The organism is Rahnella sp. CFA14(1/10) (assembly GCF_004195095.1).
GTDB lineage: Bacteria > Pseudomonadota > Gammaproteobacteria > Enterobacterales > Enterobacteriaceae > Rahnella > Rahnella perminowiae.
Genome location: NZ_SEWS01000006.1, coordinates 166409 through 177814, shown reverse-complemented (window position 1 = coordinate 177814; position 11406 = coordinate 166409). Strand labels below are relative to the sequence as shown.

Sequence of the window (11406 nt, the reverse complement as noted above, 5' to 3'; positions counted from 1 at the left end):
TGATTTGAAAAAATGAAGTTTCAGTAACGATCCCGCGTGTTTTTTTGCTAATTTCTTGTTCGATAGTCACAACAACGATTCATAACAAAACTGAACATTTAGAGAAACAGACGTCATGAGAAAGATACTTGGTATGCTTCTCAACCGTGACTCACTGGGTGCCAGCGAGCCTGCGGCCGCAGAAGACGAAAAATCCGTTGATGTATTGCTGGTCGGCGGCGGAATTATGAGTGCAACCCTGGGGACTTATCTCCAGGAACTCGAGCCGGACTGGTCAGTCCATATGATCGAACGCATGGATAGTGTGGCGCAGGAAAGCTCCAACGGCTGGAATAATGCGGGGACCGGCCACGCCGCGCTCGCCGAAATGAACTACACCCCGCTGATGCCGGACGGTACTGTCGATATCACCAAGGCCGTGGCGATCAACGAAGCCTTCCAGGTTTCCCGTCAGTTTATGGCGTATCAGGTTAAGAAAGGTGTGCTGAATAATCCGCGCTCGTTCATCAACAGCGTGCCGCATATGAGCTTTGTCTGGGGCGATGACAACATCGATTTCCTGCGCAAACGTTTTGCTGCGCTGCAGGAAAGCACGCTGTTCCGCGGGATGGAATATTCAGAAGACCCGGAACAAATCAGACAGTGGATCCCGGCCGTGATGGAAGGCCGTGATCCGGCGCAAAAAGTGGCAGCAACCCGCACCACGGCAGGCACCGACGTAAACTTCGGTGAGGTGACCCGTCAGCTGGTCGAGGCGTTGCAGAAACAATCCAACTTCACGCTGGCAAACTGTCAGGAAGTGCGTGATATCCAGCGCAATCCGGACAAAACCTGGCGCGTCACCATTACCGATCTCAAACACAGCCACAAACACCATGTGGTGAATGCGAAATTCGTGTTCATCGGCGCGGGCGGGGCGTCTCTGACGCTGCTGCAAAAATCCGGTATTCCGGAAGCGCGTGAATACGGCGGCTTCCCGGTCGGCGGGGAATTCCTGGTGACAGAGAATCAGGATGTGGTGAAACGTCATCTGGCGAAGGTGTACGGCAAAGCGGCCGTGGGCGCACCGCCGATGTCTGTTCCGCATCTCGATACCCGTATTATCGATGGCAAACAGGTTCTGCTGTTCGGGCCATTCGCTACCTTTTCCAGTAAATTCCTGAAAAATGGTTCCCTTTGGGACCTGTTTGGCAGCGTCAACAGCTCGAACCTGTTACCGATGACGCATGTCGGCATGGGTAACTTTGATCTGGTGAAATATCTGGTCGGGCAGGTGATGCTCAGCGATGAAGACCGTCATGCCGCGCTGAAAGAATTTTTCCCCGAAGCCGAACAGAAAGACTGGAAACGCTGGGTCGCCGGACAACGTGTGCAGGTCATCAAAAAAGATGGCAGGCACGGCGGCGTGTTGCGTCTGGGCACCGAAGTGGTGAGCGCGAAAGATGGCAGTATCGCCGCGTTGCTGGGCGCATCACCGGGCGCGTCAACCGCCGCACCGATCATGATGAAATTGCTGGAAACCGTCTTTAAGGAGCGCGCAGCCAGTGCAGAATGGCAGGCCAAATTCCGGGAAATTATCCCGTCTTATGGCACCAAACTGAACGGCAATGTGGAAGCGACCGAAAAAGAACTGCTGGAAACCAGCCGTATTCTGCAACTGGAAACGCCGTCGATGAACACGACACCGGTGGCCGAGGTGGTTCAGTTGCGTCCGCTCGATGTTCAGGCAAAACAAGAGCCAAAACAGCCTGCGGATATTGCTTTGTAAGTTCTGCGCTGTAAGTTCTGATTTCTGAAAATACAAACCGCTCAGGTGAGCGGTTTTTTTCTGGTGTTAACTCAGGCTTTACGCCCTAATCCCCAGCACACCAGCCCCGCCACCAGCAGTGAAGGTATAGTCGCGCCGATATCCGGCAGCAGGTTTGCCATCAGATGATAAACCGCAATGCCAATAAACCAGGCCGCAACAGAACGGATATTCAGATTCTCGTGGCTCTGCCTGCGCAGAACAAAATGATGTGTCAGCACCACGCCGAACAGCGGCGCAAATACCGAGCCAATCAGCAGCAGGAAGTTTTCGTATTGCGTCAGCGGCACCGACCAGGCGATCAGCGTACACAGCAGACCGATACCCAGCGTCAGTTTACCGACGCTGACGGGTACTGAAGTACCGGCAGAAACCGCTGCCGAGTGAATATCCGCAAAGGCGTTCTCGTGTTCATCCACCAGAATCAGCAGCAGCGGAATACCCAGCGCAACGCCTGAGAGTGCCAGCAGCAGCGCATTGGCATCTGCCGATGTGCTGACAAACGCCAGCGTATACGCGACGCCAAGAGCCATCATCCACACGCTGCCGAGGAAATACCCGCAGGCAGTCCCCCAGAAATTTTGCCGCGCAGATTTGCCGAAGCGGGTGTAATCCGACACCAGCGGCAGCCACGAAAACGCCATCGATACCACGATATCGCAGGCCAGCGCGAAGGGCATCGAACCGTCTCCGGCTTTATGCCATAGCGACGATAAATCCGCATGCAGGAACAGATAACCGGTCAGCCACGCACAACTGGCCAACAGCAGCCAGATCCCCCAGCGGCGCAGCACCAGACGGATAAACGCCAGCGGCCCGCTGGCCGCCAGCAGCGTGGCAACGGCGCCGAAGATAAACGTCCACAGCGTCGGATTCGCCCAAAAACTGCCGTCGCCCCATGCCCGTTTCGCCAGCAGACTGGCGGCATCGCGCATCACCACAATTTCGAATGCGCCCCAGCCGATCAGCTGGATCAGATTAAACAGCACCGGCAGCGCCACACCGCGCTTGCCCAGACTTAGCTTCAGCGATGCCATTGATGACATACCTGTCTGCCCGCCGATCACCCCGGCCAGCGCCAGCAGGGCAACGCCGACGGCGGACCCCAGCACAACAGCTGCCAGCGAGCCCGCCAGCCCGAGGCCCGGCGCCAGAATAGCACCGGCCTGCAACACCATCAGGCCCATGCCGAGTGAGAACCACAGCGAGAATAAATCTGACCAGCCCAGCACCCGTGATTTCTCAGGGACAGCCGCCTGAGGAGAATAAATGCCATTATTTTTCATGAGGTTAATTTAGTGGCTAAAGCGAATGTCTGTTATAGCATATTACGGTGAAATTCTGATGAAGGGCGGGGGAGAGGCGCATCAGTTTCAACGATCAGCCGATTTTAAAACGAGCGGATTGAACGGGAACAACCGGATCAACTCGAAAAGCGTTTACAGAAGAAAAAAGATTAACGGGCGTAACGCGGTCAACAATATTTATTTCGAATACTCTCACTTTGAAAAGACCACAATCATCCCCAACTTCTCCAGCAGATGACTCTGCTGCCAGTCATCGATTTTCACGCCATCCAGATCGACCTTACGGATGTTCAGCTCGCCCAGATCGGAGTTCGTCAGGTCGCAATGGGTGATGTTGACATTGTTCCAGTCGAATTCGGTGAATTCGCCACCGGAAAGGTCGGAGCCACTGAAGTTTGCGCCCTGCACATTTGCGCCCGTCCAGCGGTTTTCCCACAGTTCGCATTTCTCCAGGATGACTTTGCTGAAGTTGGCGTAGCTGAAGTTATTTTTGGTCATGAACGCGCTGCAAAACCAGGTACGTGAAGTGATCATATTCATAAAACTCGCGCCGCTGAAATCTGCGCCGGTAGCTTTGCATTCGCGGATTTCACAGCCTAAAGCCTGAATGTTTTTGAAATCAGCCATCGTCAGATCACAGCGTTTGAAGCTGGCATCCTGCAATTTGGCATGCTGGAAAGAGCAGCCTTTTTGCTCTTCATCATCGTAAAACAGACAATCGACAAACGCTGTTTCCGACAGATCGGTGCTGTCAAAACGGCAGCGATAAAAACGGCAGTTCTCCAGCGTTTCGCCGGTAAATTGCTTCATGCTAAAACGCTGGTCAGTAAATAGTTGATTGGTGAACATTATCAATCCCTATAGTTCTTATTTCGTTTATGAATAATTTATCAGAAATACTCAGTTCCGTATAATAATTTTTCCGGCTGTGCTCAGGTTTACTATAGAATTTTCGGCGTGGTTAATGATTATATAAGTGGTTAATTATATTTTTTTATTTTAAAGTGTTTATTATTTTCTGTTTAACATGGAGTGTTAATATATGCTTACGCCGGATAATAAAATTCTCACTCAGAATGCCGCAGGCAAAAAGCTCTTACATAATATACGCAACCGATGGTCTTCTCAGACGAGTGAGAGCATGATGCGCAATGGCATTTTATGGAAGTCAGGTAACAAAACACTCGATGGCTATTCCTTGCATAATTACCACGAATTACGTATTGCTCTGGGGAAACTGACCGTTCAGGAGCAGATTTTTTTCAATGTACTTACACAGTCCTCTTTCTATGCCGTTCACTGTACAAATTCCCCCGATGTGGTTAATAAGGCGGGTGATCTGATTTTATATTCCAGGAAGGAACTAACGGGCAAGGGGATCAGGTTTAATAACAGCAACACTCAGCCTATCGATATTTCCATGTTGGGAAATGATGGCTATGTGTTTTTTTCTTTAGAAGTTGGATTACCCTTACTGAAATCTTCAAGCCGCTTTGGCAGTATTTTTTATAAAATAGCCTATTCTCATCCTGTTTTTCGGAATTCGTCGCTGGTTTTAACTGACCAGGTGGCTCTGGTGAAGCCGAGGTGTCATATTCCGGCTCTGAGCAGGGAAGCGATCAGATTATTAGAAGCCCGTGAGTTTAACCGCCTTTCGATAATTTTTAACGGGAAAATGTTCTCTGTTTTAGGGCTGGCTTATTCTATTATTCTCACTAACAGAACTTTGCCGCCAGCTGACCAGGAAATTATCCTTTCTGCCAGAAGTGATGCCCAGCTTTCTAACGTCGTTAACAGTTTTTACCGGCCGGAAATTCGCGTTCCGAAAATGGTGGGTATCCAATCTGAGCAATACACGATAAACAATGAGTATTACAAGCCACAAGTCAGGAGCTTAAGTTCAAGCGGGATTGATGAAGACTCTGATCTCGATTATTTAAGTTCCGGATCCGACGACTCAGGGGCTGAAGACTGATCGTCTGCTGCCGGCTGAGGCGGGGGGAATAAAGTACATTCTTATTGGGCAACATAAGGTTATCTGTAAATTTCTCCCCCTTAATTTTGCCCAATCCCCTGCCTGTTACTATGCTCAAAGACTTAAAGGAACTCAGGTAAAGGAAAATCCCCTATGCGTCTTTCTCCTCTTTTTCTGGCTATTACTCTGGCATACGGCCAATACGCGTCCGCTGAACAATCCCCATCTGCACCGGTATCAACGCAGGAGCACGTCATGAAAAACACCATCAGTGCCGATAATCCGTTTCTGAAGCCCAGCCCGCTGGAATATCAGGCGCCACAATTTAATCTCTATAAAGACAGCGATTACGAACCGGCGATCCTCGAAGGTATCCGGCAGAAACTCGCTGAAGTCGATAAAATCGCCAGTGATACTGCCCCACCAACCTTTGAAAATACCTACGTAGCGCTGGAAAAATCCGGCGTTATGCTCGGGCGCGTGCTGAATGTTTTTGGTGCGATGACCGGTGCGAACACCAACGACACGCTGCAAAAAATTGATGAAGAGACTTCGCCAAAACTGGCGGCAATGGATGACAGCATCCATCTTAACAGCAAGCTTTTTGCCCGATTGAAAGCTGTCTATGATCAGCGCAGCAGTCTGAAAATTTCTCCTGAATCACAGCGCCTGATTGAGGTGACCTTTAAGGATTTCGAACTGGCAGGCGCTAATCTTTCTGATGCGGATAAAGATAAACTTAAGGCGCTGAACCAGCAGGCTGCGACACTCAGCACGCAGTTCACCAACAAATTGCTGGCCGCGACCAAAGCAGGCGGGCTGACGGTGAGAGACAAAGCGCAGCTGGCCGGGCTGAGCGATGCCGAATTATCGGCTGCCGCGCAGGCCGCCAAAGACCGCAAGCTGGATAACGCCTGGCTTCTGGTGCTGCAAAATACCACCCAGCAGCCGTTATTGCAGTCGCTGGATAATCGTGAAACGCGTAAAGCGTTGTATGAAGCCTCCGTCAATCGTGCTGAAAAAGGCGATGCGAATGACACCCGTGAACTGATTGCGAAGCTGGCAAAAGTGCGTGCGGAGCAGGCCCGGGTGCTGGGCTTCCCGAGCTATGCGGCGTGGAAGCTGGAAGACCAGATGGCGAAAACGCCTCAGGCTGCACTGGATTTTATGCATAAGATTGTGCCGGCAGCGACCGCCCGTGCGCAGCGTGAGGCCGCCGATATCCAGGCGGAAATCGATAAACAGAACGGCGGCTTCAAAATGGCTGCCTGGGACTGGCAGCATTACGCACAGCAGGTTCGTAAGGAAAAATACGATCTGGACGACGCGCAGATCAAACCGTATTTCGAGCTGAATAATGTACTGGAAAACGGTGTGTTTTATGCCGCTAACCTGCTGTATGGCATTAGCTTTAAAGAACGCAAAGACCTGCCGGTATATAACCCTGACGTGCGGGTTTTTGAGGTATTCGATAAGGATGGCAAATCGATGGCGTTGTTCTACGCCGATTACTATCAGCGCGATAATAAAGGTGGCGGCGCGTGGATGAGTAATTACGTCGATCAGTCGAAACTGCTGGGTAACAAGCCCGTGATATATAACGTGGCGAATTTCCAGAAACCGGCTGCGGGACAACCGGCATTGCTGTCATGGGATGACGTGATTACGATGTTCCACGAGTTTGGCCACACGCTGCATGGCCTGTTTGCCGATCAGGAATATCCGGGCCTTTCCGGCACGGCGACGCCGCGTGATTTTGTCGAATTCCCGTCGCAGTTTAACGAGCACTGGGCGAGTGATCCGAAAGTATTTACTCACTTCGCCAAACATTATCAGACCGGTCAGGTGATGCCGCAGGCCTTGCAGGACAAAATCGAGAAAGCCAGTAAGTTCAACAAAGGTTATGACATGACCGAGCTTCTGGCGGCCGCGCTGCTGGATATGCACTGGCACAGCCTGAGCGCGGACGCACCGCAGCAGGATGTTGATAAGTTTGAAGCGGATTCGCTGGCGAAAGACAAGGTGAATCTGGCGTATGTGCCACCGCGCTACCGTTCCAGCTATTTCCAGCATATCTGGGGTAACGGTTATGCGGCGGGATATTACGCCTATCTGTGGACCGAAATGCTGGCCGATGATGCCTTTGCGGGTATCACCGAACAGGGGGGACTGACGCGGGAGAATGGTCAGAAATTCCGTGATCAGATCCTCTCACGCGGCAACAGCGAAGACCTGGAAAAACTCTACGAAACCTGGCGTGGCAAAGCGCCGTCGATTGAACCGATGCTGAAAAATCGCGGGCTGGAGGAGTAAACATGGCCATGCCCGGTATCAGGCCGGGCATGGTTTATCTTGTCATAAATATTTAAATCAACGCCCGAAAAACGTCGCTTCCTCTGCTGAAATTCCCCTATGCTTTTCCTCACGTATCCCGCCTGTGAGTGAAATCATGCTTTTCGATTTGCCTGACGATAATGTGCTTTATGCTGCGCTGATTGCCCGTGATCCGGCCTATGACGGCTTTGCTTTTGTCGGCGTTAAAAGCACCGGTATTTTCTGCCGTCTGACTTGTCCGGCACGAAAGCCTAAACGTGAGAACTCGGTATTTTACCCGTCGATGGTCAGCGCGATGGAAGCAGGATTTCGTCCCTGTAAACGCTGCAGGCCGCTCATGCAGGGCGGAGAAAAAGACCCGCTGGTGCTGAAATTGCTTGCTGCACTCGAGAAAGAACCGGAAAGAAAGTGGAGTGAAGGGGATGTTCAGGCAATGAACGTTGATCCTTCCACTGTCCGCCGGGCCTTTAAACGACAGTTTGGCATCACTTTTCTGGAAATGGCGCGCTTGCGCAGGATCGGCAAAGGTGTCGATGCGCTGGCCGGCGGTGAGCCGGTCATTGACGCCCAGCTGGATGCCAGTTTTGAATCCGGGAGCGGATTCCGTGCGGCGATAAGCCGGCAAATCGGGCTGAATCCCAGCCAGGCCAGAAAGCATCAGTTTCTGAAAGCTGACTGGCTGGATACGCCGATCGGTTCCATGCTGGCGATTGCCAGCGGGGATGCGCTGTATCTGCTGGAGTTTATTGATCGTCCGGCATTGCCCAATGAAATCGAGCGGCTGAAACAGCTGACGTCATCTGAAATCATTTTTGGCCGTAATCCGCTAATTGATCAGGTTGAAGACGAACTGAAGGCGTATTTCACAGGCGAAAAATACACATTCGTCACGCCGCTGGCGGAGTTCGGTTCGTTGTTTACCCGCAAAGTCTGGGATGCGCTCAAAGCCATTCCGGCAGGTGAGTTACGCAGTTATTCCGCGCTGGCTGCCGATATCGGGCAGGCAACGGCTTGCCGCGCAGTCGCCCGGGCTAACGGTGCTAACCAAATTTCAATTCTGATCCCTTGTCATCGCGTGATGGGTGCCGACGGTTCGCTGACCGGTTATGGTGGCGGATTATGGCGAAAGCGGTGGCTGATTGAACACGAAAGAAGAATGGCGCTGAGCCGCTAAATGAGGAGCAGAGTATGAGTCAGCAACGTCAGGCATTGGCATTTTCACAGCTTCACCGCAAAAACGATCCGGTCATTTTATACAACATCTGGGATGCGGGAAGTGCGCTGGCTGTGGAACAGGCGGGGGCAAAAGCCATCGCGACCGGCAGTTGGTCGTGTGCGGCAGCGCAGGGCTATCAGGATGGCGAAGCCATGCCTTTCGCCCGTTTGTTGCAGACGGTGCAACGTATTGCCTGTGTTGTCAGTCTGCCGCTCACGGTGGATTTCGAAACGGGTTATGGTGCTGACCGTCGCGATAATCTGAGCGCACTTTTGCAGGCCGGTGTGGTGGGCATTAATGTTGAAGATCAGCGAATGGGATTATCCGCACTGAACGGCATCCGTGAACAATGCGGGATGCTGAGCTCACTGCGTCAGGTGGCGGAAACTCAGGGAATTGCTTTGTTTATCAACGCACGAACCGATATTTTTTTACAGGAAAGTGATCAGTCACGGCATCCTGCACTGATGGCCGAAGCCAAAAAGCGGCTGAGCGCTTATCAGGATGCGGGTGCCAGCGGTTTTTTTGCTCCCGGTTTGAGCGACCTGACACTGATTGCCGAACTCTGTGAGGTATCAGCGCTGCCGGTGAATATTATGACCAGCAACCTGACCCCGCCGCTGGCTGATCTCACGGCGGCGGGTGTCAGCCGGATAAGCTATGGCCCGCACCCTTATATCGGGCTGATGGAGAACCTCAAACAGCAGGCGCGCGCGTTGTATTAGCCGCCAGCCTGTGCCCCATCCAGAAGAATATCAGCCCGCCAGCGGAGGCGGCGATCAGCGCGATAAACATCACCGGCGGGGCGGCGTAACTGAGCAGCAAACCGCACATGACCGGATTTATCGCGCCACCCAGATTGCTCAGGTTCTGCATGCCGTAATAGCTGCCTTTCATGTTTTCCGGCGCGATAAAGTCGATAAACATGTATTCCACCGGGATAACAATCAGTTCGCCAAAACTGAAAATCGCCATTGCGACCACCCAGAACAACACCGATTGTCCGGCAGTCATAAAGCCGGTCAGACCGATGATGAAGAACAGAGTACCGAGAAGCAGCCATTTCAGCAGACTGTTTTGTTTCATCCTGCTGCTTAATGCGTACTGGAAGACGATAACAATCACGGCGTTGGTGATCATCACCGCGCCGATAATTTTATAGGCGAAGGCCGCACTGGTCACCAGAATCAGATACTGCGAGAGGTAACCGGCGAATTGCCCGAACACCACCGAACCCAGTGTGCTGCCCAGTGTGAAGTAAATCAGGCGACGGTCATGAGCCAGAATGCTCAGTGTCTGGCGAAGGTTGGGTTTCGGCAGGGGTTGCTGTTCCTGTTCTGCTTGTGGCGATTTATGGGGAATATTACGTAGCCCCCACGTCAGGGACAACACAGTACCCAGTGCCAGCATGCCGGAAATCACAAACGGCAGCATCGGGCTGAAACCCGCTAGCCAGACACCCAGCGATGAGCCCACAGCCCAGCCGACGTTTACCAGCGTATAGTTCATTGAGAAGGCCTTCACCCGCTTTTCCACCGGTAGCCAGCTGGCGATACAGGCTTTGAGCGTAATGCTGAGCAGGGCGTAAGAGGCATTCAGCAATGCCAGAACCAGCAGTACGCCGGTCACATCCGGCAGAAACGGCAACAGCAAAAAACTCAGCCCGAACAGGCTGACTGAGGCGGTAATCAGCGTCCGGTGATTGAACTTATCCACCAGATAGCCACCGTAAAGACTGCTGAGAATACCGATAGCCAGACTGGCACCGAGAATAATTCCGACGCTTTTGGGCAGCAGATGATAGTGCTCGGTCAGATAAATAGTAATAAACGGCAGCGTGACACCACGCCCGATAGTGAGTACTAACGAACTGGCGAGCAAAGCAAGAATTAACGGTGGCATTCCCTTCATGTTGAACGGTATTCCCTGATTAACAGCAACATTTTATTTACATCATAAAACAGTCTGCACAGTTTTTTTCATTACAAAAAAGAGGGAATTAAGAGAGTTGCGCGGCTTGACCCGCGCTTATCGTGATCCGGCTTACGGCTTCTGCGGTGCAACGCCGTGGAACAGCAAAAGGGTGACGTGTTTACGCAACATGTCGGGGGAAATGGGCGATACGCCTCCCTGTCTCATTTTCATTGAGGCCATCGGGAACAGCGTCAGGCCGAACAGGGAAATGAACAACAATGCCGGATTAAGATCCGGGTTTAGCCGTCCTTCTGCCTGCCAGCGGATAATGCACTCCTGTACGATTTTCCGGTTTTTATCGCCGTTACGTTCTTCCATGCGTTTTTTCAGCATACCGCTTTCGCTGATGACTTCGCGTACCCACAGCGGTGCTACCCACGGGTATTTTTCTGCCGCATCAATCATGCATTGCGCCATGTTGGTGATCGCCATCAGCGGGTCATCGGCATGCGTTTCGAAAATGTCCGTAAATCCGGCACGCACCGGCTGAAAACGTTCGTCGATCATCACGTCCAGCAACTGTTCACGGGTCTTGAAATAATAATGCAGCATGGCGGTAGTGACGCCAGCTTCTTTGGCGATCATGCTCAGCGGTGTTTCGGCGATGCCGTATTGGGCAAACAGTTTCAGGGCGGCGTCCAGCAGCAGTTCACGCTTGTCTGCGCCTTTTTTGCCACTGCGGGGACGACCCGGACGACGCGCGGCTGCCGTGGGATCTTTTTGTGCAGATCCTGGCGTTTCTGAGATTTTTCTGTCTGCCATAAGAAAGATGATCCATTGACCAGATGAGTTT

9 protein-coding genes are annotated in these 11406 nt (G+C 52.1%); 5 read left to right on the top strand and 4 right to left on the bottom strand.

The genetic code is table 11. The features are described from left to right. Positions 1-115 precede the first annotated feature (115 nt). Positions 116-1768 (top strand): malate dehydrogenase (quinone), encoded by a 1653-nt coding sequence (gene mqo, locus EVX52_RS13775; protein ID WP_129991502.1) that lies wholly within the window; start codon positions 116-118, stop codon positions 1766-1768. Between the two features lie 71 nt (positions 1769-1839). On the opposite strand, the gene cytX is transcribed toward mqo, so the two are convergent. Beyond that, the gene (gene cytX / locus EVX52_RS13770; RefSeq protein WP_129991501.1) at positions 1840-3093 is read right to left on the bottom strand and encodes a putative hydroxymethylpyrimidine transporter CytX; all 1254 of its coding nucleotides are present in this window, start codon (positions 3091-3093) and stop codon (positions 1840-1842) included. A gap of 213 nt (positions 3094-3306) precedes the next feature. Then, entirely contained in the window at positions 3307-3963 is a 657-nt protein-coding gene (locus EVX52_RS13765; RefSeq protein ID WP_129991500.1) for a Qnr family pentapeptide repeat protein, read from the bottom strand. A 193-nt stretch (positions 3964-4156) separates the two neighbouring features. On the opposite strand from EVX52_RS13765, the gene EVX52_RS13760 reads away from it, so the two are divergent. The 4 genes from EVX52_RS13760 (at position 4157) to EVX52_RS13745 (ending at position 9364) form a co-directional block, all read left to right on the top strand. Next, positions 4157-5089, top strand: a complete 933-nt coding sequence (locus tag EVX52_RS13760) for a hypothetical protein (RefSeq protein ID WP_129991499.1) — start codon at positions 4157-4159, stop codon at positions 5087-5089. Between the two features lie 255 nt (positions 5090-5344). Then, positions 5345-7402: a peptidyl-dipeptidase Dcp gene (dcp, locus tag EVX52_RS13755; RefSeq protein WP_370278345.1), complete on the top strand. Its 2058-nt coding sequence runs from the start codon at positions 5345-5347 to the stop codon at positions 7400-7402. Positions 7403-7526: 124 nt separating this feature from the next. After that, on the top strand, positions 7527-8597 hold the full coding sequence (locus EVX52_RS13750) for a bifunctional transcriptional activator/DNA repair enzyme AdaA (protein ID WP_240783471.1): 1071 nt from the start codon (positions 7527-7529) through the stop codon (positions 8595-8597). 14 nt (positions 8598-8611) lie between these two features. Continuing rightward, the gene (locus tag EVX52_RS13745; RefSeq protein WP_129991498.1) at positions 8612-9364 is read left to right on the top strand and encodes an isocitrate lyase/phosphoenolpyruvate mutase family protein; all 753 of its coding nucleotides are present in this window, start codon (positions 8612-8614) and stop codon (positions 9362-9364) included. On the opposite strand, the gene EVX52_RS13740 is transcribed toward EVX52_RS13745, so the two are convergent. Further along, positions 9336-10550: an MFS transporter gene (locus tag EVX52_RS13740; protein ID WP_129953890.1), complete on the bottom strand. Its 1215-nt coding sequence runs from the start codon at positions 10548-10550 to the stop codon at positions 9336-9338. The two genes, EVX52_RS13745 and EVX52_RS13740, sit on opposite strands and share 29 nt — an antisense overlap. Before the next feature lie 132 nt (positions 10551-10682). Further along, on the bottom strand, positions 10683-11375 hold the full coding sequence (locus EVX52_RS13735) for a TetR/AcrR family transcriptional regulator (protein ID WP_129991497.1): 693 nt from the start codon (positions 11373-11375) through the stop codon (positions 10683-10685). Positions 11376-11406: the final 31 nt, after the last annotated feature.

Bases quoted from the DNA above. Each gene is read 5' to 3' on its own strand.
- mqo (WP_129991502.1), top strand. From the start codon at position 116: ATGAGAAAGATACTTGGTATGCTTCTCAACCGTGACTCACTGGGTGCC.
- cytX (WP_129991501.1), bottom strand. From the start codon at position 3,093: ATGAAAAATAATGGCATTTATTCTCCTCAGGCGGCTGTCCCTGAGAAA.
- EVX52_RS13765 (WP_129991500.1), bottom strand. From the start codon at position 3,963: ATGTTCACCAATCAACTATTTACTGACCAGCGTTTTAGCATGAAGCAA.
- EVX52_RS13760 (WP_129991499.1), top strand. From the start codon at position 4,157: ATGCTTACGCCGGATAATAAAATTCTCACTCAGAATGCCGCAGGCAAA.
- dcp (WP_370278345.1), top strand. From the start codon at position 5,345: ATGAAAAACACCATCAGTGCCGATAATCCGTTTCTGAAGCCCAGCCCG.
- EVX52_RS13745 (WP_129991498.1), top strand. From the start codon at position 8,612: ATGAGTCAGCAACGTCAGGCATTGGCATTTTCACAGCTTCACCGCAAA.
- EVX52_RS13740 (WP_129953890.1), bottom strand. From the start codon at position 10,550: ATGAAGGGAATGCCACCGTTAATTCTTGCTTTGCTCGCCAGTTCGTTA.
- EVX52_RS13735 (WP_129991497.1), bottom strand. From the start codon at position 11,375: ATGGCAGACAGAAAAATCTCAGAAACGCCAGGATCTGCACAAAAAGAT.